Raw genomic sequence first — 24,832 nt, 5'->3', positions numbered from 1 at the left:
GCTCGTTATCCGATTTCCAAATCAAACTCGTTATTCGAGTTTGAGGTCGAACCCTACATATTTTTACAAATGATTTAGCAATAGTTCGGACAGTTTTTATATGGCCCAATGGCTTATGCTCGCTTGACTTCGCAGCCCCTGTAGATAATTAAATGTAAGTCAGCTCCACCCCTGACTTACATTTAATTCGACTTTTTTATGCTCCTTGCCCTGTAAAGCTTGTAGTATCGTTCCAAAAACTGTCCGGAGTATTGATTTAGACGCGCTACATCTAAGTCCACTGTCTGAAAAATGTATTTTCTTGCCAAGCGGCGGCGGTGCGTTTTTCAAGTGCTGCCATTTCTGTTTGGTTCAGGGGTTGGAATGCTTGGGCGACTTGGAAGTTTTCTTCTAATTGCTTTACTGAGTCGGCGGCGATGATGCAGCAGTGCACCCCGGGAAGTGAAAGCGTGTAGCCCATTGCTTGGTGCATTCCATCTAAAACACCGTTCTGAAATAATTTGCCGTAAGCTGGTACTTTCATGGCTATGACGCCGATGTTTTTTGCTTTGGCAACTGGTAAAGCGCTGGTAACAAAGGAGCGCGGGTGATGTTTTTCGGCGGCGTTGAGGCAGATTAATGTTGTGTCAAAAGGATAGCGATCCAAGCCTGCGACAATGATGGCTGGTTCGTGGTGTCCGGTGATGCCGGCCAAACGAATGATTTTTTGCTCTTTGGCTTCTTCGATCGCCTTTATTGCTCCTTTGGCACTAAAAATTTGGTCTAATTCTGTTTGGAATGAGACGTGGTGGAGTTGCCACAAGTCTAGCCGATCGGTTTTCAATCTTTTGAGCGATTGCTCTAAGTCTCTCCACGCACCGTCTCTGTCTCTGGCGGAGGTTTTTGTGGCTAGGAATAGGCGATCTCGATATGGTGGCAAAACTTTGCCTAAGTTTTCTTCGCTGGGCCCGTACTCGGCGGCCGTGTCAAAATAGCGAATGCCTAGTTCGATCGCGCGTTCAATTTGCACCGCCGCTTCTGCTTCTCTTCCCGGCTGCGACAGCGGTGTTTGTCCGCCCCCCCCCAAACCGAAAATCGGCACTTTCACCCCGGTGTTGCCTAACAGTCGTTCTGGCATTTTTACTGTGGCGGCCGCCTTGTTATTGGGTGCGGCTGCGATTTCCCCATCCTGCTGTTCGATCGCCTTAGCGCCTGCAATGCCGCTGGCAACAGCGATACTGCTCAATATAAAATTGCGGCGAGTCTTTTTGCTGGTCATGGTTTCGGTATCCTCAGAATGTTTGAGTTGAGATTAACCAGAAAGTTAAATGAAGTCATCAGTCATTAGTCATTAGTCATTAGTCATTGGTTATTGATTATTGGTTATTTGTCCTATGTTTCTCGTTAGTTCTTCGTTCTATTGACACTCTCCGTCTATCAAGTCCGGAGATTCTTAATTCAGCGACTGACCTTTAGGCACCATATCCCTTGCAGGCAATTCTCAAACCTTTCAACCGTGAAAAAACACCAATTGACGAGTCTGACTTACAGCAACCCGCCTAGGGTCTATCTCCAAAAGCGTACGCTTGATACGACAAGCGAGTTCGGGCGGGGCACGCCCTACTGGATTGATTGAACCGAATTAGGGATTTTCTGGTATTGAGAATGCGTTGACTCTCTAGCTGTGTTTTACAAGGTTTTCGCTACCCTTCTTTGTGCTTTAAAAGAGCTTTCAGGTTCGAGGGTGCCGACTAAAATCCACTTCACAACCGCCCACCTTGGGGATTTCAACCATCTCTATTTTAATCCAAAGCCGATGCTCAAAGCACGGGGTTTTAGACCCATTTTTTCGATAACCAATAACCAGTAACCCATGCCCCATGCCCTATGCCCTATGCCCTATGCCCCATGCCCTATGCCCCATGCCCTATGCCCTATGCCCCATGCCCTATGCCCTTGTCAATTATCCATGCGCGAATCAGTTCGTTTATCTGTTCTGGTACTTCGTCGTGGGGACAGTGACCAGCTTTGATAAAGTGTTCTGTCAACCCAGGATAGTGTTTGCGAAATTTGGCGCTTCTTTCTGTGGAATTCATCCACGGATCGCCTTCTCCCCACAGCATTAGCAACGGGCATTTTAATTGACTCAGCAATACGTCAATTTTTTCGCCTTGGGGTGTTCGGAATACGGAGGCGAATACTTTGGGGGCACCGGGATCGCAGGAGGGAAGGTAAATTTCTTCTACTAATTGGTCTGTGACGGCGCTTTGATCGAGATAAACTTTTTCTAGGGTTTTCCGAATTGTCGATCGCTGGCGCACGTACTGGAACAGCAGAAAACTTGCCCAATCTTGCTGAAATAAGGTTTTAGCTACCGCAGATATGGCTTTTTGCAAGGGCGGGGCTTCAGGTGCCGGCTGCGGTTCGCTGAAGGGGCCGGCGCTGTTGATTAATATGAGTCCGGCTGCTGATTCGGGGCGCTGGGCTGCTACACACATGGCGGCGTAGCCTCCGAGGGAGTTGCCGGCTAGTACGGCGGGCCGGCCGATGATGTTGGTGATAAAGTCGTGGAGTTGGTCGCGCCAGAGGTCGCCGCTGTACTGCAATTCGGGTTTTGCCGATCGCCCAAATCCGATCAGGTCGATCGCCCACACTTCCAAGTCTTTGCTCAGCCCGCTGATATTTTTGCGCCAGTGGTCTGTCGAGGCTCCAAAACCGTGAATTAACAGCAGGGGAGGGCGTTCTGGATGCCGATCGCTGGATCGAACGTAGTACACTGAATGCCCCCGCCACTGCCAGTAAGTGCCGGCTATGGGGGCGGAGGTCATGACTGGGGTTGCTTGCATAATGTAAAGAAATAATTATTTACTTTAACTATTGTATCGCGACGCTCAGATTTATAAAATTTGACAAACGCGCCGGGGCTTGGGCAACCAAAGGATTCGTCAAATAGGGCGAGTTGGGTTCTGGCGAGCGCCCGCACTCAGAATAAATAAGTTTTGTAACGAATATTGATTTTGTGAGGATCGCAGCAATCCCAGATATTTTGCCCGATCGCATCTGGGAAATATATCCGGTTCCGGCTGCAACATACCTAGGTAGGATAATTTTGCTGTGTAGCGGCAAGCGCAAGTTCTGGGCGATCGGCGCTTGCCCAGCGCCTGCGAGGGTCGAGCCTGATGGGCGAGGGTGAAGGGATCGACTCTTTTATAGTTATTTCCGACCTTTTCAAGGTGGGGATCGTTTGTGAGGCAGTTGTTGACGGCTTGGGGGATCCAGCGAACCGTTTGGTTGCGAGTTGGCAAAAGCCGAAATCAAAAATCTGGCTGCTGGTAAAAGTTATAAGTAAAATTACTGAGGGTTCTCTGCTGAAGTTTCTCAGAATCCCTGAATATTTTGTGACGTTGTTTGCTGTTCTTAATTGCTTTGATACTCTAAGATATAAGTAGAGCTGCGCCGCTCCATTAATTAGCATTTTGAATACTACGGAGCCAACTATGCAGGGTGTGAACTTTATCCACCTGAAAGTTAGGGAGTTTTCTGAGTGATTGCTATTTCAGCCCGTCCCGTCGGACGCAATTGGATTACGATTAGCTTCGCTTCTACTCTATACCTTTGTCCTATTTTGGATCTGCTCCTAGCAGAGGTGCCAGATTACTGGCAAGCGGAATTGCGGTTGGGGCTTCAAGAAGCTTTGGTAAATGCTGCTAAGCATGGAAACAAATTAGACCCCGGTAAAAATGTTGGAGTCCGCTTCTCGATCGTCCAAAACCAATATTGGTGGGTGATATCGGATGAAGGTTCTGGCTTTAATGCTCCTTGCGGTTGCAACCTTTATACCGATGATTGCGACAATCTCCTAGCAGAGGATGTTGCAGATAACTCTGTACTACCCCATGTGGAACAGGAATGTGGTAGGGGGTTGTTTATTCTTTACCAAATATTCGATCGGGTAGAGTGGAATTCTCAAGGTACAGAGTTACGGCTGTGCAAAGAACTTCCCAGTGGCTACCTGCTGCCTCACTAGCGCTAGAACCGCTATGAAAGCAGCAGTTTTAACCTCAGCTAGACCGGGAAATTTTTTTCGTTTCCGGGCTGAACCTCGGAGTGAGGATTTGGAGGATGTGGCTATTGATAGCCGATCGTAATCCAAAATGTGAGTTTTGAGTTAAAAAAGTGTAAATCTTTTGAACTCACAATCGCGCTGCTCGATCTAGCGGCGCGATTGTCGCGCGTTTTGAGCGACTAATCAAGTCAAAACTCCAGACTCAAAACTCAAAAAAAATTATTTGCCGTGGGTGGGACAGGGAGGAGCAGATATCGATCCCTCCAGCCATCCTGCTGCTTGTTTTAAGCGCGGGAGAGCTTCGACAGGCTGTTTTTTGAGCAAAAAAACCAGAGCGGCCGCGGCTTGCTCTCCGGCGCGCGCGGAACGGTTGGCTTTGAGGCGGTGCCAATCTTTTTCGGGGATGGCGAGGCGCGCGGCGAGAGCTTGGGCTAGTTCTACCGTGCTAAGCTCGTTGAGGTTGACAGTTTGCGTTGTTTGTGTAGTTTCAAGCATAAGTTTCCAGCATAGGTGGCAATTATAGCGATTTGGCTGCCGTTTCTAAATTTAACCAATAATATACTTGACATAATAACAACTAAATAGGGAATCGGTTTTTTTTAATTATTGTCACGTTTGCAGATCGAAATGCCTAAACAGCCGTCAGATTTAAATCGAGAGACACCGGGAGATGATGAAAGTGAGTTTGTTGAAGCGCTCGCAGCAGTGGAGCGATCGCTCGCGGCAGTCAAAGAACGGTACACTCAAATTCAGGTCGATCGACAGCGCCAACTCGAACTCGGGCACCGGCGCGAAGAAATCCGCCACTCCAGGCGCCAAAATCCATTGCCGCAACTCAAACAAGAATTGCGGGAAATTGAGAAAGAATTGGAAACTATCGAGTTGAATTTAGAAAGCAAGCTGTTTTCTTGGAGAAGCATAATAGAACCTTTTTGGCAAGCAGTTCGCTTTGGGGGGCTTGGCATTTTGATCGGTTGGATTTTGAAATCCTATGCAGGTTGAACTATGTGAGGATTTATGATTTTTTTTAATGAACCGCAGAAATTCACAGGCGGGACGCCTGTTCCACAGAGGGCCGAGAGGAAGAGAAAAGAGAGAAATATGGTGCAAAATATTAAATAAACAGGAGTGGATATTATGACAAATCAACGAATAGCAGCAATTTTGCGCGCAGGTGAACCCGAGGAAACTGTAACCGTTCAAGGCTGGGTTCGCACTAAGCGCGAATTGAAAGAATTTGCCTTTGTGGAAGTCAACGATGGTTCGGCGATGGCTAACTTGCAAGTAGTCATAAATTCCGATTTGCCAGATTTTGAAAATGTACTGAAACAACTGAATACAGGTGCATCTCTAGAAGTGTCGGGAGTGCTGGTAGCGTCTCCAGCAAAAGGACAGCGAATTGAGTTGAAAGCTTCACAAGTACAAGTTTACGGCGATGCAGACCCGCAAACTTATCCGCTGCAAAAAAAGCGCCATTCTTTTGAATTCTTGCGGACAATCGCCCATTTGCGGCCGCGCACAAATACCCACGGTGCTGTCTTTCGAGTCCGCAATGCTTGTTCGGCGGCGGTACACCAATTTTTTCAAGAACGCGGTTTTTTGTGGGTTCATACTCCGATTATTGCTGCTAGCGACTGCGAAGGTGCGGGGGAAATGTTCGCTGTTACCAACTTTGATTTAAAGAATGTGCCGCGCACTGATTCGCAAGAGGTTGATTATGCTAAAGACTTTTTTGGAAAGCGCGCCTATTTAACAGTTAGCGGCCAGTTGGAAGCGGAAGTTATGGCGCTGGCTTTCGGAAATGTTTACACTTTTGGCCCGACTTTCCGAGCGGAAAATTCTAATACTTCCCGACATTTGGCGGAGTTTTGGATGATTGAACCGGAGATGGCTTTCTGCGATCTGCAGGGAGATATGGATTTGGCTGAGGCGTTTTTAAAGTACATTTTTAAATACGTTTTGGATCGTTGCCCGGAAGATATGGAGTTTTTCAACGAGCGCATTGACAAAACGGTTTTGGCTACTGCTGAAAATATCATTAATAATCAGTTCGAGCGGATTACTTATACCGAGGCGATCGCACTTTTGGAAAAAGCCGACAAAAAGTTTGATTTTCCGGTAAGTTGGGGCTTGGATTTGCAGTCGGAACACGAGCGTTATTTGGCTGAGGACTTATTTAAAAAGCCGACTATTGTCAGCGATTATCCCGTCGGGATTAAAGCATTTTATATGCGTTTAAATGATGACGAGAAAACGGTGCGAGCAATGGATGTTTTGGCTCCTAATATTGGGGAAATTATCGGCGGTTCGCAGCGGGAAGAAAGGCTGGATGTGTTGGAGCGGCGCATGGAAGCCCAGGGTATGAATAAGGAGGAATTGTGGTGGTATTTGGATTTGCGCCGCTACGGTACTGTGCCTCACGCTGGCTTTGGTTTGGGGTTTGAACGGTTAGTGCAGTTTATGACGGGAATGGGGAATATTCGAGATGTGATTCCGTTTCCGAGAGCGCCTTTGACTATTGATTTTTAGCTGAGGTTCGTAGTGAGGACTTTAGTCCGCATTCATCAAAAAATTGGGTAGAAACCCCGTCCTTTTAGGACGGCTTTGTGTTACAATATGATTGGTCAATGACCCACCCGCGACGATGGAGACATAAACCCTAACACCAAAGCTTGCAACAATTGCAACGGGGAAGAAAAATCGGTAGACCGGGAAAAGAGGACAGGGCAATGGGCAGTCCACCCCTAGAATCAAACAACAAAGATTTTTGTTGGTATTCGACACATAAAACCGCTTTCTCTTGCGGGGTTAGTCTGTGGAGCGAGCATAAGACCAAATCTCCTTGAGGGTGGAGGCAGTTGCATTCGAAGCAGAAAGGTTCAAGAAGTGATTCTTGGAATCACTGTGCCTTTAGGTCAGTGAGGATGTCAAGAAGGACTAAAGTCCCCACTACAAACATCTTAATTGGTTCCCAGGCTCCAGCCTGGGAAACTATATCCAGAGGCTCTGCCTCGCTTGGTAAAATGGAGGCAGAGCCTCCCGATCGGCGTTACCAGGCTGGAGCCGGGTAAGGAGTAATCTAAAATATAAAATCTCAAATGGTATGAGCTAATGGTACTTCAAATTCCATCGAGTTCCAAAACACCAACTGTCACCTGGGAAGCCTTACCAGCCGACTTTGTTTTACCCGACGATCCTGTGGAAAATATTCAACAACCGCCCCTTGCGGCCGCTCTCACCGATGCTCTGGGAGCCGCGGGACGCATTCAGCCGATCGCCCTAATCGGTTCCAATTTTGGACTGGTAGCGACAGTAAATAAGCAGACTGTAGTCAAAGCACCGGATTGGTTTTACGCGCCGCAAGTGCATCGAGTCGCAGAGGGCACCATTCGCCGCAGTTACACGCCGAATTTGGAGGGTGCGCCGGTATCCGTGGTGATGGAGTTTTTGTCTAACGAAGATTACGCCGAACTGTCGGCGCGATCGACTCCTCCCTATGGCAAGCTCTACTTCTACGAACAGATTCTGCAAGTGCCCACCTACGTCACCTACGACCCCTACGAGCCCAAGCTGGAAGTGCGGTATCTGCAAAATGGAGCCTATGAAACGCAGGCTGCTGATGCTGAGGGACGGGTGCGGATTCCAGAGTTAGATTTGTGGCTGGGGATTTGGTCGGGGGAACGGCTGGGCCAAACTATTAACTGGCTGCGCTGGTGGGATTCGCAGGGAAATTTGCTGCTGTGGAGTTCGGAACAGGCCCAACATGAACGGCTGCTGGCTCAACAGGAACGCCAGCGGGCAGAACAGGAACGCCAGCGGGCGGATGTATTGGCGGCAAAGTTGCGCGAGTTGGGTGTCGATCCCGATCGGCTGGCGTGAACGGGCGGGATGTTCGTTAGTTAGCCGTAGGGTGCGTCGGCATCGAAAATTTACAAATAAAGAGCAACAATCTCCCAGCGAGGCACTACACAATAGTCAGGTGCGTCGCCATCCCACATTCACAAAGAATATCGAAGTTTTAGCAGCGACGCACCCTACAAAATACAGTTCGCCGTAGGGTGCGTCGCCATCAAAAATTCATAAAGAAGATCCACAATCTCACTGCCTCGCTTCGGAAAATGGAGGCATAGCCTCCGGATCTGCGTTACCAGGCCAGAGCCTGGTAACGAGTAAAATAACAGTTCGATTTCCTCTTGGGTCAGGATTTTGGCTTGCCCGTGTCCCTCTATCTTCATGCAGGCGTGTATACTCAACCCGACGCTTGAGAGTTTGGCATACTTAATGTAACGGTTAACTCTTTTGCAGCAGCATCATGTCTGAGCAAAGCTCCTTATCGTTCACTCATTCTTCCTAGAATCATTATTGCTTGTCAGCCTTTTGTTGACTGGTTTAATTTCACAGCCAAGAGCTTCTGAAATTAACTTACACTCTTCTGGATTTACAAATTTTCTGACATATTCAGGAAATTTTTCAGGTATGTAAGTGTCTTCTAGCCATTGATGAAATTTTCCCAGTAAATCATAGGGATAAACATTAGCTAATTGTTCACCTCTTTGATCTGGATAATGGTGGGTATATTGCTCGAATTCGGTGTCAAATTGGTTTTCTCTCAACCAGAAACACCAGGCTCTCCCTACTGAAATATCAATAGTTGATCTATCATGTAAGAGTATATTTTTCGCTTCTAATTTCCTCATTAATTTACCGATTTCCTCAAAAATACACCATTTACCTGGAGGTAGCGTTGTATTTTGCTCAAACAGCCTTAAGCGTTCGTACCAAACACGCTGATAAGGATGTAAAGCAACAGGCTCTTGAGTTGCCGGCGCTTGACCTGCAAAAAGCCATTGTTCTACCCATTCAGACACCATCATTTCAAATTCGGGAGATAGCCACGTGGCAAAGGAAACAGCAAGCTTAGGATGAATCCAGATTTCGCTGTTTTTACCCTCTCCTTTTTTTTGCACTAGTTCATAAACTTCCAGTCCTGTTTTAGAAGATAAAAGCTCTAAAAATTCATTAATTCTATCCTTCTCAAACCACTGGTTAGGGTTTCGATATTTACCTGTTTGCTTCTGGTATGCTTTTGTTAATTTATTCGCACTAATATAGCCATCAATTTTACGCTGAGTGACGACTAATTCACCGACTTGATGTTCAATGTTTTGCATTTTTTCCTTTCCTTTTGTGCTGAATAAGCAAACTCATAAATTATATTGACTATAAAAAAGTAGGGTGTACGGTTTACCTTACTTGTGATGTGTAGATTACTGAATAACTGTATGGTTCTTGTTCAGGTGATGGATAAGCGGCTGGGGAATTGATAAACAATACATGGAGCGTCAATCGCAAGGATTCAACAAGCTTACTGCCATCCGACTTCCCGACCACTCCGAAACTAACCTCGTTTCTCCGGGTTGTATTTTGCGGTAGCCGTAGGGTGCGTCGCTATCAAAAATCTACAAATTTGATCGACAATCTCACAGCGACGCACCACACAATATTCAGGTGCGTCGCCGTTGCAAATCCCCAAATTCGAGCGAAGTTTCGGCAGCGACGCACCCTACAAAATACTTCCCAAAAAGGAGGCAGAGCCTCCGGATATGCGTTACCAGGCTCTGCCTGGTAACGAGTAATAAATTTAAGTTGCCGAGGGAATTGTGATATCAACAGATTGCACTTTGACCGAACTTCCCAAACTCGATAACGGCGGTTCAATTGCCGCCGTATTTCCCACTACTAATGTTACCAGATTTTCCGGTTTCAAGTAAGTCTTAGCTACGCGCTGCACGTCGGCAACAGTTGCTGCTTCGATGCTGCGGCGGTAGCGAAAAATGAAATCTTCGGGATAACCGTAGTATTCGTAGCGCATTAATCGCGACAATGTTTGACTGGGATTTTCAAATTTGAAAATGAAAGAATTCAGGGTGGAATCTTTAGCAAAAGCTAATTCTTCCGGGGTAATTGGTTCGGTGCGGATACGATCGATCTCGGCGCGAATTGCCTGGATAAACGGTACTGTGGCGTCCGATCGCGTTTGGCCTCCAGCCACAAACACCCCCGGATAGTCAAATCTCGGACTCCAAGCCGCGTATACTGTGTAGGCTAAACCTTGGCGCGATCGCACGTTATTGAACAAACGGCCGCCGAAACCGTTCAAAACCCCGTTCATTACGTCCAAAGCACCGTAATCTGGACTGCTGAGCATTCCGCCCAAATGTCCCATTTGCACGTAACTTTGACTTAATTGCGGCTGATTTACCAAAAATATCCCGCCGCCCTTTGCCGGCGATACCGTTGGTAGCGCAGGCACTTCTGCACTCTGACTCGGTTCCCAGTTGCCGAATTTTTGCTCGACGAGCGATCGCATTTTAGCTGTATCAAAGTCGCCAGAAATACCCAAAATCATATTCTTGGGGTGGAAATATTTCTGGTAGAAACTCACCACATCGTCGCGGGAAATATTCGCGAGAGTTTTGTATTCTATCGTGCGCGCGTAAGGACTGCGATCGCCGTAAATTAACTTTTGAAACTCGCGGGCGGTAATATCGTTAGGATCGTCATTGCGGCGGGCGATCGCACCTTGAGTTTGGTTTTTCGCTAAATCCAACTTTTCCTTAGCAAATATTGGCTCCCGAATCACTTCCGCAAATAAGTCAAATACGGGTTCCAAATCTTCAGCTAAAGCACTAAAATTAGCGCTGCCCGAACTAACATCAATCCCAGTTTCTACCGAAGCTGCTCGCTGTTCTAGCAACTGATTTAGTTCATCAGCCGTATGCCGGCTAGTACCGCCACTTCGCATCACTTCTCCCGTCAAACCTCCCAGTCCGATTTTATCGGCAGGTTCAAAGCGATCGCCCGTGCGAAATAGCGCCGTTCCCCCCACTAACGGCAGTTCCCGGTCTTCCATAAGATACACCCGGATGCCATTTTTCAGCTCGAAGCGAGTGTATTTAGGCAGTTTAATTTCTGGCACCGCCGGGAATGTTAATTCGTCGTAGTGTTTCGGTGCAGCCGCTAAGGAAGGTAACAAATTAAACGTGCCAAGTGAAACAGTAAAAAAGCAAAGCGACAGCAGAAATAACTTTACTTTTTTCAGTCTCAATTTAGTCCTTTTCATTCTTTCTCCAATGTTGCCTAATTTAACAATTCGAGGCAGAGCCTCGCCGATATGCGTTCCCAGGCAGAGCCTGGAAACGAGTGTTTCTTCCCTCTTCCTTCTTGCCTCTTCCTGACATCCGTTACATCCGTTACATCCGTTACATCCGTTACATCCGTTACAGAATCCGTTGCCGAACTTCCTTATTCCCTCTTCCTTATTCCTGACATCCGTTACATCCGTTACAGAATCCGTTGCCGAACCTTCTTCTTACAGTGGCAAAAGCTTACCAATCGTGCGATTTTCCGGGCGGAAAGTAGCCTGAGCGACACGCTGAATGTCAGCGGGAGCAACAGCCGCGATCGCATCCAATTCCTTGAACAAATTTCGCCACGAACCAGTTTTCACTTGATAGTCCAGCAGCGAAAATGCCATGCCCATATTAGAATTGAGCGATCGCAACAAATCGGCTCTCGCCTGAGTTTTCACCCGCTCCAATTCCAAAGCAGAAACCGGCTCAGTTTTCAGGCGCTCAATTTCCTTGCTCAAACCGGAGGCCACTTCATCAACCGTGCGGCCCGGAGCAGTTTGAGCGTAAAATAACATCAAATTCGGATACTTATCACCCGGATAACCGCTGAAACCTTGAGCAGCCAGCGCCAATTGCTGCTGTTCTACCAAAGATTTGTAAAGCCGAGAAGTGCGACCATCGCTGAGCAAAGAACCAATCATTTCATAAATCGCATTGTCGGGATGATTCATCGCCGGCCGGTGGTATCCTTCCAAATACCAAGGCTGAGTGTTTAATTTCAGCGTCACTTCCTTAGTTTGCGTTTGGGGAGGTTCGACAATCTGCAATTCTGGAGGCGCTGGTTTCGCCTTGTAACGGCCGAAATAAATTTGAGCCAGTCGCTTCACCTCCGAAGCTTTCACGTCTCCTACCACCGCAACAGTCAGCTTGCTGGGGACGTAGTGAGTCTCGAAAAACTTCTGCACCTGGCTGCGGCTGAGGTTTTTAATGTCTTCAGTGTAGCCAATTACGGGGCGGCGGTAGGGATGAGCAGAGAAAGCTTTGTCGGCAAAAACCTCAACCATTTGTCCGATCGGAGAATTCTCGGTTCGCAGCCTGCGCTCTTCTAAAATTACCTGTTTTTCCTTGTAAAATTCCCGAAATACTGGTTCTAGAAATCGCTCGGATTCCAGCGACATCCACATTTCTAACTTGTTAGCTGGGAGGCTGTAAAAATACATTGTGGCGTCGGTGGAAGTAGCCGCATTTAGTCCGACTCCGCCTGCTTGTTCGACTATTTTGCCGAGTTCGTTGCGCTTGACAAATTGCGAAGCTTCGGCTTCAACTTTGTCAAATTCTGCTTTTAATTTGGCGGCTTCTTCAGTTTTGCCGCTGGCCTTCGCTGCTTGCATTTGCTCGAAGAGCTGGTCTTGTTTTTCTAGCAGCGGCTTTTCGGCTTTGTAGTCGGTAGTGCCGATTTTTGGCGTGCCTTTAAAGGCTAAATGTTCGAGATAGTGAGCGACACCTGTTTGGCCGTCGGGTTCGTTTGCGCCGCCGACATCGGCGTGAATCAGAAACGATGCTACGGGCGCTCTGGGCCTTTCGAGCACGATGAATGTCATGCCGTTGTCGAGCTTAAATTCGGTGACTTGGCTGATTACTCGATCGAGCGACGGTTGAACAGAGACTGCTTGGGAGCCGCTAGCGGGGTTGGAACGGGCGAGGGCGATTTCGGGGGAAATTACCCACCACAGCAGTACAGCGGCCAGCAGGGAGGCAATGAATCGAGTTTTGCTCGCGGGCCATTCCCTAGGGGATAGCTTCGCTTCACGGGGTTTTTGGAACTGCGGGGTCATTCGATTTTAGATTTTAGATTTGAGATTTTGGATTGTCAAACAAAAAAATGGGGAGCATCTCATATTTGTAAAAACACTTCTTCTGGCTCCTTCCTTCTTCCTCTTTCCTCCTGGCTCCTGGCTTCTGGCTCCTGGCTCCTAACTCCTATTTCTAGCTTGGCTGCTTTCATTGAGATGCTCCCAAAAAATGTTTGTGTTCGGCGGCCAGAGATTCTTTTCTAAGGATAAAGATTTTTAGATGCATAAGCGATCTGTTGCGCCGCAGATGTTACGCTGATACAGCAAATCTCAAAAAGGGTCTGGAGCCCGGCGAGGAGTTTTAAGTTTTGGATCAAAGCCGCGCACAACTTAAAACTTAACATTATTTAGCCCTTCAGTCCCGAACCCGTAGTTCCAAGTCGGAAATTACCGATTCCAAAGCCATGCGAATTTTTAATCAGTCTCCTCCTTCTGAAACAGAAACCAAGAAGCGGATTTTACAAGCCGCTCAGCGGTTGTTTGCCCGCAGCGGATACGACGGCACGACAACTCGCGATTTAGCAGCGGCGGCGGGGGTGGCCGAGGGTACGATATTTCGGCATTTTGATAATAAAAAAGCGATTTTGATTGAGGTGGCCACGGAAGGATGGGTGGAGTTGCTGACGGATTTGCTGACAGAATTAAGCGAGATGGGCAGTTACAAAGCAGTGGCTCAGGTGATGCGGCGGCGGATGCTGAATATCCGCGAGAATAGCGACATGATGCGGGTGTGTTTTTTGGAGGCGCAATTTCATCCGGATTTGCGCGACAGAATTCAGTTGGAAGTCATCGGAAAAATGAGCGATGTGGCTGAGGCTTTTTTTGAAACGGCGATGGAAAAAGGAGTTTATCGGAAGATGAATCCGAAGATTGTCGCTCAGGTATTTTTGGGAATGTTTGCAGTCGCAGGCTTCAGTCAAAATACGATTATGGAGCCGAATGCCTCTGTGAACCAAATGCAGGAAATGGCTGAAGGACTCGCGGATATTTTTCTGAATGGGGTTTTAGTCAAGGATGAATAATTAGTCAGTAGTCATTAGTTATTGGTCATCAGTCATTTGTGGGTGGTTATTTGTTCGTTATTGGTTAGTGGTTATAATAACCAATAACCACTAACCAATCACAATCACAATCACCAATCACCAATTACTCTATAAACTGGTACATTTTTTGCACCCACTTCTCACGATTTTGCGGCCATTCATCCGTCATTACTTCCCAAGTTGTATTGCTTTCAAGTTCCAGCAATAGACTTGATACTTCTTCAAGCGTCGATGCTGTGTGACATTCTTCCACCCAACTTTGCCGGAGCATTTTCCAGTAAGTTTGTACCGCTTGCTGCTGAAAATTTGCTTCTAATTCAACTAGCAATTTTGCTAGCTGTTTTTCGTCAATTGCTGCTGACACCTCGCTCATCCAACTGTCGCGAGGTTCTTTCCATTCTTCCGTCACTGCGTCCCCGTTTAGGTGGGCTTCAAACTCTAACAGTAATTGGTTTAGTTCTACCATATTAAATTTTGTCTTGTTTGCAGTTGGTGCTATAATTATACAATTTTTATTGATTAAGACTGTTGGTTCTTTATAATGAGCGATGTGGCTGAGGCTTTTTTTGAAACGGCGATGGAAAAAGGAGTTTATCGAAAGATGAATCCGAAGATTGTCGCTGAGGTATTTGTGGGAATGTTTCCCATCGCGGGCTTCAGTCAAAATACGATTATGGAGCCGAATGCCTCTGTGCAGCAAATGCAGGAAATGGCTGAAGGACTCGCGAATATTTTTGTGAATGGGGTTTGGCAAAAAGATGAATAATTAGGGCAACAGGGAAAAGTTATTATGGGCAAAATTTTGGACTATTCTATTCGGCCGCTAACGCAGGAAGACGAGCCTTTTTTGTGGCAAATGCTGTATGAAGCGGCGCACATGGCAGCAGAAGGTGAATCAACGGTGCAAGCTGTTGTGAATCATCCTTTAATTGCGAAATATGTCCAGAATTGGGGACGTGCAAACGATCTGGGCTTCGCAGCAATCGAATTGAACGGCAGCCAGCCACTAGGAGCCGCCTGGCTGCGTTTGTTTACAGAGGATGACAAGGGGTTTGGCTGGGTTGACGGTACTACCCCGGAATTGGCTCTCGCCGTTCTTCCAGAATATAGAAATCAGGGTGTAGGAACGCAGTTGCTGGCTCGTTTGTTGTCATCCGCAAAAGTCTCTTATCGATCGGTATCCCTGAGTGTCAGAAGCTCAAATCGGGCCCTGAGCTTGTACGAGCGATCGGGCTTTAAAGTAATTGAGGGAAGCGAGACAATCAACCGTACTGGAGGGACATCATTCACCATGAAAGTTGATTTTGATTGAGTAAATTATTACTCTTGGTACTCGTGCATTTGCTGTACCCACTTCTCGCGATTCTGCTGCCATTCATCAGCCATAGCTTCCGAATTTGTATTGGTTTCGAGTTCCCGCAATAAACTTGATACTTCTTGAACAATCGATGCTCCCAGACATTCTTCTACCCAACTTTCCCGGCGCCCTGTCCACTGAATATCCACCGATTTCCCCTGCAAGTTTGATTCCAATTCAACTAGCAATTCGGCTAAATATGTCAGGTTAACGGATGCTGCCACATCGCTAACCCAACTTTCCCGGCGCTCTTTCCATTCTTTTTTCACTCCTTCCGATTTGAGGTTTCTTTCAAAATCTAACAGTAACTGATTCAGTTCTACCATCTTAAATGTGGGATTTTTTGTAGTTTATGCTACAATAATACCAAAATTATACCAAAAAAAAGTGTTAATTTTTTTAAAGATTGCGGTCGCAGTGAAAGTACAGAATAGATAACTGAATAATGAGCGATGAATTTACGTTAGATATGCTAGATATTCCTGGCGGTTGGAGGCGCGGCCAAGGGGACTGGACTGGAGTAGCGGCAGCTCTTGCTAGAGGAGAAACTGTAGAAGTTATTCAAGAAGTTGGTTCTACTTTGTGGCGAAACAGTCTGCCAGAAAAACATTCATTGTCTTGGGAGGGGGAAAATCTATCAACTATCAAAGCCCGAATTTGGATTAGTTTCACGCAGAGAAGATTTTCGCCGGAATCTGCTTTGCCAAAGGTTCAGTGGCATCCGAGAGTGTTGTGGATAGGGATAGGTTGCGAACGCTACACAGCGCGAGAATTAATCGAAACTGCGATTCAAAATGTATGTCGCGCTAATCATTTAGCGGAAAGTGCGATCGCAGGTATTGCTACAATAGACACTAAAGCAGGTGAAGTCGGCTTGCTGGAACTTTGTCAAGAGCGAAATTGGCCGTTAAAAACCTTTGCTGCGGACATTTTAAGTTCCGTAGAAGTCCCCAATCCTTCAAATGTCGCAGCAAAACAAGTCGGGACGCCCAGCGTAGCAGAAGCGGCCGCACTTTGTGCGATTGAACTGATATCTGGTACCATTCTCAAGAACAGGCAAGATGCCTGTGAAGCGAAGAGTGAATCTGCTTGTGGGGCGGGCAGGATGCCCGCCCGTGAAAGGCTTTTAGTTCCTAAAAAAATATTTCGCAGTCAAAATCCCCCCCCTTTACAAGGGGGGGTTAGGGGGGGTTCTTCTGTAACAGTAGCCGTTGCAGTTTCCCCGATCGACTATCTGGAGTATCTGGGATAATGTATTACTGAGACAAAGTATTGGCATTCACAAATCGAGCAATCAACCCAGAAACGAATGACAAAACAATGGAACCAAACAAAGCCGGCCAAAAACCGCTAACCGTAAAGCCGATACTGAACGCACCCGCCAACCAGGAAGCCAGGGAAAGCGAAATTGCATTCACAACGAATAAAAACAAACCTAAAGTAAGAATGCTCAAAGGCAGCGTCAGCAATGTAATAATCGGTCTGACAACCGCGTTCACCAATCCGATAAAAACAGCAGCCACCATCGCCGCCGGAAAGCTAGCCACCGTAATACCTGGTACAATGTAAGCTGTAATGACCAGGGAAACCGCTGCTACTATCCAAGTTAAGAAAAAACTTAGCATATCGTTTTTTGGATCTCCATCACTATTAATTAAGATTTTAACTGTTTAGTCGATCGACCAAAGTTCGGGATACACTACCAAATATCCACCTTGCGAGAACATCAGACTTATGAAACTCCGGCAACTAGCAGCATTCCTCTTGGCGCTAACTATCTTCATCCTCCCGCGACCCGCGCTAGCCCAATCTAAATATTACGCTCCGCCGTTGTCCTTTAGCAACGCCGAACTGACAAGACGCGATTTTTCTGGTCAAATGCTGCGGGCTGCTGAGTTTTCTAACGCTAATATGGACTTGACTAATTTTTCTAATGCCGATTTGCGGGGAGCAATTATGAGCGCTTCGGTGATGACTCAGGCGAATTTGCACGGAGCAAACTTAACTAATGCAATGATAGATCAAGTTAAATTTACTAAGGCCGATTTAAGCGATGCAATTTTAGCAGAAACAATTTTGCTGCGTTCTACTTTTGAGGGAGCTGATATCACAGGCGCTGACTTTAGCGACGCAATTATGGATGGCGCACAAGTTAAAGAATTGTGCACAAAAGCCAGCGGTATTAATTCCCAAACAGGGATTTCTACTCGCGATTCCTTGGGATGCCGCTGATATCATCTCCGGTCAATTACTGATGATTGTTTGTTGGGTGGGGGCGGGTTTTTGAGATTGTTTGTTTGGGGCGATTATGGTGGGTGGAACCCGCCCCTACGAAACCATATTTTGTAGGGGCGGGTTCCACCAAAAAGATATAACGATTACCAACAATTTAGATAAACCCGCCCCCACACCACGAATAATTCACTTTGCTTTTTTCTGAGAAGCCGCATAATGCTCGCTCATTAACTGATTAACTTCAGGATTGTAAATCCGCAAATAATTCCAGTAATTCTCAAACACCGATTTCACGTATCCTTTCGTTTCAGGAAACGGAATCTTTTCCGCAAAAGCATCCGGGTCACTAAAATTAAACCTCTTCAACCAATCTGCTACTGCATTCGGTCCGGCATTGTAACTCGCCACAGCTAACATCGAGTTATTCTTGTACTCGTCGTGAGTCTGACCCAAGTACCACGTACCGAGTTTAACGTTGTCGTCCACATTCTCCAATGAATACTTTTTGAAGTTAATTTTCTCAGCAACCCAAGCTGCTGTCTCCGGCATTACTTGCATTAAACCGGTAGCGCCCACTGATGATTTTATGGCGGGCATAAACCGCGATTCTTGCCGGATCAAGGCTGTTACTAATACTGGATTTATTTGGCGTTCTTGCGACCATTTGACAATGGTTTCTAAGTAAGGAAAAGGATAAAGTGCTTGCCAATAAGCCGGCTCCTGTCTGAAAGCTAGGTATTGGGTTCTATCATCTGGTTTGTCGCGCTGCCGCAAACTCCCAACCATCCACAAACCGTCTAAATTGTCTCCGACTGCAACTCGCATTAAACCGTCGGTAAACTGTTCGGCAATACTTGGTTCTACGCGGTCGATAAATTCTATTTGCCACAGCGTCCAAGCATCTCTATCTTGACCTAATTGATAGAGTTCTTTCAACGCAGGAGAACCGGCGGTTGGTTCGGGGCGCTGAGGGGGCAGCACTACATTGGGAGACAAATCTCGGACTGTGGTAAAGTCGCCTACGGGCCAGCCGAGAAGTACAGCCGATCGCCACGCAAAATATGATTCTGGATAGCGTAAAATAGTGTAGTCAAATGCAGTCTTGGCGTCTTCTTCGCGGCCGAGTTGAAGAGCCCATTTCCCCACCCAAAATGCTGCTTGTGGAGCTTGTTCGCTGTCGGGATTGTGGGTGGTTAATTCTCTCGCCCACTCCCAAGCTGATTTTAAATCTCCGCCTTGGGCATACTGCTGGGCGATCGTCCACCGCAGTTCGGCTGCTTTATCAGCATTGTTGTATTTTGTCAATAGCAACTTGCGGGTATCTGAGGCGGATTGACGGCTGCCTGCTTTGTCTAGAAGTTGCGATTTATCTAACAAAGCTTCGGCGGCATAATTGGGGAATTTGCTAATAACTCGATCGAGATAAACCATCGCATCCTTTGGCTCGGTCAGCCGCGACAGCCGAATTAAACCCAAACCAGTATCTTCGGAATCGGGAAACTCCCGCACTAATTCTTGATAGGCAATTCTCGATTCCGGGATTTTCCCGTCGAGCCACAAACCGCGAGCTTTGCGGTAAAGATTTTTGGGGGTGCGGGGAGCTTTCCCGTAAGCAATAGCTCCTTTGCCGTAATTTTGTTTTTCCCAATAGCCGAAGGCAATTTCTTCCCAATCTTCCGGTTTCAAAGCGGCGCTGTTTTGCTGCACCAGTTGTTCCAAAATTGTACCGTAATCTTTGACATAATGACCGTATTTTGCTACCTGCAGCATCAACTCCGGCTGATTGGGATTTTCTTTTAACTTGCGGAGGGCAATTTCTACGCTGCGGGGATGAGCGGGAAATTCAGTAACTGCCTGTTGCCAATATTCCGGTTTTGACTTGCCTAAAACATATAAAGCTTCCGCTGCTACCGGGTCGCTCGGATAGTTTTTTAGCAGTTCCTCCCAAGCTTTTTGGGTTTTGCCTTTGTCGCCGCTCAATTGGTAAGCTTGGGCCCTTTTTAGGGCAATGTGAGAGGCTAAAACCGGATATTCTTGCTCTAATTTGTCCAATAACTTTAATGCTTTGGCGGCATTTCCTTGCTGGATTAAATCGCTGGCAAGCAGGTAGCGGGCGCGGCTTTGAGGGGAGATTTGCTGCTGCGGGTTCGTACTTGCAGACTGACTGGCTGCGAGTTCAACTAATTTCGCCGATCGCTCGCTCGGTGACAGCGATACCAGCATCTTGACGGACGATTCGGCATTCGCTGCATCCAGGGGCTGCTGAGCCTTCTGGAACGAGCCCAAACCCATCCATTTCATCGCAGCAACCAAAGAGCCGATCGCCATAACGCAAACTGAAACGCTGATTAAAACAGCAAATCGGGCCCGGCGTCGTTTTAGCATGGGAAAATTTAAGAGAATAACAATAGAGAACCGATCGTTTGAGAGAGAGCCATCACAGGCAGGATGCCTGTTCCACGCCATCACAGGCAGGATGCCCGTTCAACGAGAAATAAATGTTAAGAGTGGGGCCCGGCCCTTTGGGCGCCCGCCTAAAACAGATTATTGAGATTGGTGCGAGATCCGATCTCCGGCGGACTTGGCTGATATAGTAGCAGAATTTATTTCGATGCGGAACGGAGAATTTGTGCGAGCGATCTATTTACCCGCACAAAGGAAAAACCACAAACCACCCACTACAAAGTACAATCAAAAATCTAAAATCTAAAGTGTAAATCAAAACATGGAATTTCTAGTCACCGATACGCCCCCCTCTGCTTGGACGGGAGACGCCCTGGCAATTGGTCTGTTTGAGGACGCCCTCGAACTGACGCAGGAGCTGGCACAATTAGATGAAAAGCTTGCAGGCACTTTGAAAGAGCTGCTACTGGAAGTAGATTTTAAGGGTAAAGCAGGCACGAGCGCCATCACCCGGGTCGGCGGCAATAATCCCATTCGCAAAATTGCGATCGTCGGTTTGGGCAAAACAGAGGACTTAAAATTAGACACCGTGCGGCAAGCTGCGGGTGTTTGCGCCAAGTTAGCCAAAAAGGAGAAATGCAAAACCCTCGGAATTAGCTTTCCGGTGTGGAAAAACGCGCCGGATTCTACAGCAAGCGCCATCGCCGAAGGTGTAGAACTCTCCTTGAATCAAGACAACCGTTTCAAATCGGAACATGAAGATAAAAGCCCCCAACTCGAACAAATTCATTTGCTCGGTTTGGCCGGTACCGAAAGTGCGATCGCCCGCGCCCGCCAAATCACTGCCGGAGTCATTTTAGCACGGGAATTAGTAGCAGCGCCGGCTAATTTTGTTACCCCGATTACCATGGCCGAAACTGCTCAAAGTCTGGCTGCCGAATGCGGTTTAGAATTAGAAATATTGGAGCAGGAAGAATGCGAAAAACTCGGCATGGGAGCCTTTCTCGGCGTTGCCAAAGCATCCGATTTGCCGCCGAAATTCATCCACCTCACTTACAAACCCGAAGGCACACCGCGCCGCAAAATAGCAATTGTGGGCAAAGGATTGACCTTTGATTCTGGCGGTTTGAACATCAAAGGAGCTGGCAGCGGCATTGAAATGATGAAAGTAGATATGGGCGGCGCTGCGGCTACTTTCGGAGCGGCAAAGGCGATCGGTCACATCAAACCAGATGTGGAAGTTCACTTTATCAGCGCCGTCACTGAAAACATGATTAGCGGCCGCGCCATGCGCCCTGGAGACATCCTTACAGCTTCCAACGGCAAAACAATTGAAGTCAACAATACTGACGCCGAAGGGCGTTTAACCCTGGCTGACGCTTTGGTATTTGCTGAGAAATTGGGAGTTGACGCAATTGTCGATTTAGCAACTCTAACCGGTGCCTGCGTAATTGCTTTGGGCGAAGATATCGCGGGTTTGTGGAGTCCTCAAGATAGCGTCGCCGCCGACCTAGTCGCCGCCTCAGAATTGGCAGGCGAAAAATTTTGGCGAATGCCGATGGAAGAAAAATATTTTGAGGGCTTGAAAGCATTGCACGCCGACATGAAAAATACTGGCCCACGTCCCGGCGGGTCGATTACGGCGGCGCTATTTTTGAAGCAGTTTGTGAAGGATACTCCTTGGGCGCATTTAGATATTGCCGGCACGGTTTGGAGTGACAAAGAAAATGGCTACAATGGCCCTGGGGCTACCGGTTTTGGAGTTCGGACTTTGGTGCATTGGGTGCTGGGCGCTGCTTAATTGTCGATTTCCAGCGCAAAAATTGAGATTTTCTCTGCCTTAAAATCCCGTTAGTCCATCAGTGAGCCAGGGGTTTAAGACCCCTCGCTCACAGCTTAAGTAATCTAAAAGAAAACTTAATAATGCTCATTAAAAAATTAAATGTTTCTGAAGCCCTAAGTAGGCGAATTTATGTATTCCGTCACTGGGAGGAACGTAAGGCTTGCGAGCCGCGACGATCGCCATCGCTCATACTTGCCGAAAGCTTTGCTCCCCGGGCCCAACCCAGACAGTTTTGACATTCCCTGAAAAAATAGCTGTTTCATAAAAAATGAAAAAAGTATATAATTATGTAAATATTTCACTAGCAGAAATCAAATAATTATATTTGAGCGGGTTTGCATTGGTACAGATAACTTTTTTTCTTGAACTTTATGCAAGAACAATTAACAATTTTTTTTTCAAAACTTGCTGTATCTTCCGCACTCTGCTGCAACGCACTACCGGAGTTGCGGCTGTACGCTGTTTTTGACTCGCTGACGGCACTGGCTTATTGCTCGATCGCGCTATGTTTAGTTTATTTTACCCGCCAAGGTTCTCACAGCAAGATTTTCCGGCTGTTGGCAGTTGTTTTTTTTGCCTGGAGCGCTGCTAAATTGACGGAAGTTTGGACGCTTTGGCATTCCATATATTGGCTGTCGGTAACTCTCAAAGCTGCAAGTGCTTTGATTTCTTGGCTTTTAGCCGCAGTCGCCCTCGCCCTCATACCCAAAGCACTTGCCGAGTCTGGTTTAAAGCAAAAAGAAAATTTTCAACAACAGTCGTTAAAACAGGTAGAAGAAAATCAGCACGAGCATGATATCCAGACAGGAGAATTGGCAAAACAATCGATCGATCTTTACCCTTCAGATACTGTTGTCGATCGCGCTTTAGCTCTCTGTTCGCTTAACGAACAGTTAGAAAGAGAAATTGCCGACCGCCACCGGGTTGAGGAACAGTTGCAACTGACTCAATTTGCGATCGACCGATCGGCAGATGCGGTATTCTGGATCGGGTCGGACGGTAAATTTTTGTACGTCAACGACGCTGCTTGCTCTTCATTGGGATATTCTGCTGCAGAATTGCTCTCGATGACCGTGCACGACATCAATCCAGATTTTCCCGAAACTGCTTGGAGTTTGCACTGGAAAGTCTTAAAACGGTGCGGTTCGGTTAATATTGAAGTTCACCACGTCACTAAGAACGGTCGAATTTTTCCGGTAGAAATTACGATCGACTATTTGGAATTTAACGGCAAAGAATATCAGTGCGCGTTTGCTCGTGACATTAGCGAGCGCAAGCGGATTGAGGCAGCTTTGCGAGAAAGAGAAGAAGAATTTAGGTCATTAGTTTCTAGCATTCCCGGTGCAGTTTACCGTTGCAGTGCTGCTGGGCGATCGAACGTAACTTTTATCAGCAGCGGCATAGAAGCTATTTCCGGCTATCCCGCAGCTAACTTTATGGTTAAACCGGTGCAGGCTTTTCCTAGTCTAGTTCATCCCGATGACGCCTCGGCGAGCCAGAAAATTATCGATCGGGCTATTAAGACAAAACAACCTTACACGATCGAATATCGCCTGATTCACTGCGACGGAAATGTGCGGTGGGTTGCAGAGAAAGGTCAAGCCATTTTCAACGCAGCAGGTGAAGTTTTATCGCTCAACGGCGCCATTTTTGACATAACAGAGCGCAAAGCAGCAGAGGATGCTTTGCGGCTCTCCGAGGCGATCGCCAACAATAGAGCTCAGCAGCTAGAAAACGCTCTTAAAGAACTCCGAGAAACTCAAGCTCACCTAATTCATACCGAAAAAATGTCAAGTCTCGGTCAAATGCTAGCTGGAGTAGCTCACGAAATCAACAACCCTGTCAGTTTTATCTACGGAAATATTTCCTACGCCAGCCAATATGTCAGGGACTTGTTGCAGCTTGTGGAACTTTACCAAAAATACTATCCTCAGCCAACGGTAGAACTTCAAGAATGTATTGAAAATATCGATTTAGAATTTCTGAGAGAAGATTTGCTAAAAATCTTCTCTTCGATGAAAATGGGAGCAGATCGCATTCGCGAAATAGTTCTGAGCTTGCGAAATTTCTCGCGTTTAGACGACTCGGTAAAAAAGCCGGAAAACATTCACGAAGGCATAGACAACACGCTCCTAATTTTGCACAACAAACTGAGAGCCAGAGCCGACTATCCCGAAATCCAAGTAATCAAAGATTACGGTAAACTGCCCTTAATTGAATGTTATGCAGGTCAGCTAAATCAGGTATTTATGAATCTGCTTAGCAACAGTATTGACGCCTTGGAAGATGCTTGCAACCAAAAAAGGCTATCGGGCGGCGGCGACTGGAAACCAACTATTAGCATTCGCACAGAAGCCCTGAACGAAAATAGTATTTGTATCCGCATTGCCGATAATGCGATCGGCATGACAGAAGAGGTGCGGAGCCGATTGTTTGACCCGTTTTTCACGACAAAACCGATCGGAAAAGGCACTGGTTTGGGGTTAGCCATCAGTTACCGAATTGTCGCGGAAAAACACGCCGGAGCCTTGAGCTGCCGTTCCGCCGTAGGAGAAGGTACGGAATTTGCGATCGAGATTCCTTTATGAATTAGTGCGACCGTAGTATCAAGACTTTGGAAGAAGTTATCGGTCACTATAAAGCGGGCGGTAGAACTACTAAGAAAGTAGAATTTGCTGGAGTAGGAAGTGAAAACCCGCTCTAAAGTAATTTTGTTTCAGGCTTTAAGTTGACTGTACAAAGAACAGCGCGACTTGCTGAATTTCCTGACAAGTTTAATAAAGGTCTGATCGATCAACAACCCTGCTTTGAGATACCTGAATTTACCCTTTTTTAAACTCGCCAATAGGCAACTAAGGAATGAGAATTAAATAACTTCCACAAGTTTGTGGGATGGGCGTCCCGCCCGTCCTTTTTGGAC

Annotated in this window: 21 protein-coding genes and 1 pseudogene; 11 read left to right on the top strand and 11 right to left on the bottom strand. The window is 46.9% G+C overall.

Annotated features, from left to right (window positions below):
* Positions 1-271: 271 nt before the first annotated feature.
* The 3 genes from QUB61_RS24185 to QUB61_RS24175 all read right to left on the bottom strand — a co-directional run bounded on the left by QUB61_RS24185 (position 272) and on the right by QUB61_RS24175 (position 3,284).
* Positions 272-1,258, bottom strand: a complete 987-nt coding sequence (locus QUB61_RS24185) for an aldo/keto reductase (RefSeq protein ID WP_333134454.1) — start codon at positions 1,256-1,258, stop codon at positions 272-274.
* A 655-nt stretch (positions 1,259-1,913) separates the two neighbouring features.
* Positions 1,914-2,825: an alpha/beta fold hydrolase gene (locus tag QUB61_RS24180; protein WP_333134452.1), complete on the bottom strand. Its 912-nt coding sequence runs from the start codon at positions 2,823-2,825 to the stop codon at positions 1,914-1,916.
* A 99-nt stretch (positions 2,826-2,924) separates the two neighbouring features.
* Positions 2,925-3,284 (bottom strand): hypothetical protein, encoded by a 360-nt coding sequence (locus tag QUB61_RS24175; RefSeq protein ID WP_333134450.1) that lies wholly within the window; start codon positions 3,282-3,284, stop codon positions 2,925-2,927.
* A 239-nt stretch (positions 3,285-3,523) separates the two neighbouring features.
* Here QUB61_RS24175 and QUB61_RS24170 point away from each other — a divergent pair, with 239 nt between their 5' ends.
* Positions 3,524-4,006: an anti-sigma regulatory factor gene (locus tag QUB61_RS24170; RefSeq protein ID WP_333134449.1), complete on the top strand. Its 483-nt coding sequence runs from the start codon at positions 3,524-3,526 to the stop codon at positions 4,004-4,006.
* Positions 4,007-4,264: 258 nt separating this feature from the next.
* Here QUB61_RS24170 and QUB61_RS24165 read toward each other — a convergent pair whose 3' ends face one another.
* Positions 4,265-4,540, bottom strand: a complete 276-nt coding sequence (locus QUB61_RS24165) for a DUF6439 family protein (protein WP_333134447.1) — start codon at positions 4,538-4,540, stop codon at positions 4,265-4,267.
* Positions 4,541-4,672: 132 nt separating this feature from the next.
* Between QUB61_RS24165 and QUB61_RS24160 the strand changes: the two genes are divergently transcribed.
* The 3 genes from QUB61_RS24160 (at position 4,673) to QUB61_RS24150 (ending at position 7,924) form a co-directional block, all read left to right on the top strand.
* Complete coding sequence (locus QUB61_RS24160) at positions 4,673-5,047, top strand: DUF2203 domain-containing protein (protein WP_333134445.1); 375 nt, start codon at positions 4,673-4,675, stop codon at positions 5,045-5,047.
* A gap of 135 nt (positions 5,048-5,182) precedes the next feature.
* Positions 5,183-6,574, top strand: a complete 1,392-nt coding sequence (gene asnS / locus QUB61_RS24155) for an asparagine--tRNA ligase (protein WP_333134442.1) — start codon at positions 5,183-5,185, stop codon at positions 6,572-6,574.
* Positions 6,575-7,156: 582 nt separating this feature from the next.
* Positions 7,157-7,924: a Uma2 family endonuclease gene (locus tag QUB61_RS24150; protein WP_333134320.1), complete on the top strand. Its 768-nt coding sequence runs from the start codon at positions 7,157-7,159 to the stop codon at positions 7,922-7,924.
* 458 nt (positions 7,925-8,382) lie between these two features.
* Here the strand turns inward: QUB61_RS24150 and QUB61_RS24145 are convergent, their stop codons facing one another.
* The 3 genes from QUB61_RS24145 to QUB61_RS24135 all read right to left on the bottom strand — a co-directional run bounded on the left by QUB61_RS24145 (position 8,383) and on the right by QUB61_RS24135 (position 13,013).
* The gene (locus QUB61_RS24145) at positions 8,383-9,216 is read right to left on the bottom strand and encodes a KilA-N domain-containing protein (protein WP_333134318.1); all 834 of its coding nucleotides are present in this window, start codon (positions 9,214-9,216) and stop codon (positions 8,383-8,385) included.
* Between the two features lie 470 nt (positions 9,217-9,686).
* A complete protein-coding gene (locus QUB61_RS24140; protein WP_333134316.1) occupies positions 9,687-11,168 on the bottom strand; it encodes a pitrilysin family protein in 1,482 nt (493 codons plus the stop codon).
* A 249-nt stretch (positions 11,169-11,417) separates the two neighbouring features.
* Entirely contained in the window at positions 11,418-13,013 is a 1,596-nt protein-coding gene (locus QUB61_RS24135; protein WP_333134313.1) for a pitrilysin family protein, read from the bottom strand.
* A 422-nt stretch (positions 13,014-13,435) separates the two neighbouring features.
* Here QUB61_RS24135 and QUB61_RS24130 point away from each other — a divergent pair, with 422 nt between their 5' ends.
* A complete protein-coding gene (locus QUB61_RS24130) occupies positions 13,436-14,053 on the top strand; it encodes a helix-turn-helix domain-containing protein (protein WP_333134311.1) in 618 nt (205 codons plus the stop codon).
* A 124-nt stretch (positions 14,054-14,177) separates the two neighbouring features.
* Here the strand turns inward: QUB61_RS24130 and QUB61_RS24125 are convergent, their stop codons facing one another.
* A complete protein-coding gene (locus tag QUB61_RS24125) occupies positions 14,178-14,540 on the bottom strand; it encodes a hypothetical protein (RefSeq protein ID WP_333134309.1) in 363 nt (120 codons plus the stop codon).
* Positions 14,541-14,615: 75 nt separating this feature from the next.
* Between QUB61_RS24125 and QUB61_RS24120 the strand changes: the two are divergent.
* A pseudogene (locus QUB61_RS24120) lies at positions 14,616-14,840 on the top strand (TetR/AcrR family transcriptional regulator); the annotation flags it as partial.
* A gap of 24 nt (positions 14,841-14,864) precedes the next feature.
* Complete coding sequence (locus tag QUB61_RS24115) at positions 14,865-15,386, top strand: GNAT family N-acetyltransferase (RefSeq protein ID WP_333134307.1); 522 nt, start codon at positions 14,865-14,867, stop codon at positions 15,384-15,386.
* A gap of 8 nt (positions 15,387-15,394) precedes the next feature.
* Here the strand turns inward: QUB61_RS24115 and QUB61_RS24110 are convergent, their stop codons facing one another.
* Positions 15,395-15,757 (bottom strand): hypothetical protein, encoded by a 363-nt coding sequence (locus QUB61_RS24110; protein ID WP_333134305.1) that lies wholly within the window; start codon positions 15,755-15,757, stop codon positions 15,395-15,397.
* A gap of 119 nt (positions 15,758-15,876) precedes the next feature.
* Between QUB61_RS24110 and QUB61_RS24105 the strand changes: the two genes are divergently transcribed.
* Positions 15,877-16,683 (top strand): cobalamin biosynthesis protein, encoded by an 807-nt coding sequence (locus QUB61_RS24105; protein WP_333134303.1) that lies wholly within the window; start codon positions 15,877-15,879, stop codon positions 16,681-16,683.
* Between the two features lie 4 nt (positions 16,684-16,687).
* Here the strand turns inward: QUB61_RS24105 and QUB61_RS24100 are convergent, their stop codons facing one another.
* On the bottom strand, positions 16,688-17,056 hold the full coding sequence (locus QUB61_RS24100; RefSeq protein WP_333134301.1) for a phage holin family protein: 369 nt from the start codon (positions 17,054-17,056) through the stop codon (positions 16,688-16,690).
* 109 nt (positions 17,057-17,165) lie between these two features.
* Here QUB61_RS24100 and QUB61_RS24095 point away from each other — a divergent pair, with 109 nt between their 5' ends.
* On the top strand, positions 17,166-17,663 hold the full coding sequence (locus tag QUB61_RS24095) for a pentapeptide repeat-containing protein (protein ID WP_333134299.1): 498 nt from the start codon (positions 17,166-17,168) through the stop codon (positions 17,661-17,663).
* A gap of 189 nt (positions 17,664-17,852) precedes the next feature.
* Here QUB61_RS24095 and QUB61_RS24090 read toward each other — a convergent pair whose 3' ends face one another.
* Positions 17,853-20,051, bottom strand: a complete 2,199-nt coding sequence (locus QUB61_RS24090) for a transglycosylase SLT domain-containing protein (protein ID WP_333134296.1) — start codon at positions 20,049-20,051, stop codon at positions 17,853-17,855.
* A 340-nt stretch (positions 20,052-20,391) separates the two neighbouring features.
* Here QUB61_RS24090 and QUB61_RS24085 point away from each other — a divergent pair, with 340 nt between their 5' ends.
* Both QUB61_RS24085 and QUB61_RS24080 read left to right on the top strand, forming a co-directional pair.
* On the top strand, positions 20,392-21,870 hold the full coding sequence (locus QUB61_RS24085; RefSeq protein ID WP_333134294.1) for a leucyl aminopeptidase: 1,479 nt from the start codon (positions 20,392-20,394) through the stop codon (positions 21,868-21,870).
* A 413-nt stretch (positions 21,871-22,283) separates the two neighbouring features.
* Positions 22,284-24,500: a PAS domain S-box protein gene (locus QUB61_RS24080; RefSeq protein WP_333134292.1), complete on the top strand. Its 2,217-nt coding sequence runs from the start codon at positions 22,284-22,286 to the stop codon at positions 24,498-24,500.
* Positions 24,501-24,832 lie beyond the last annotated feature (332 nt).

The organism is Microcoleus sp. C2D2 (assembly GCF_036702495.1).
Taxonomy (GTDB): domain Bacteria; phylum Cyanobacteriota; class Cyanobacteriia; order Cyanobacteriales; family Microcoleaceae; genus Microcoleus.
This window is presented reverse-complemented; position numbering and strand designations above follow the sequence as displayed.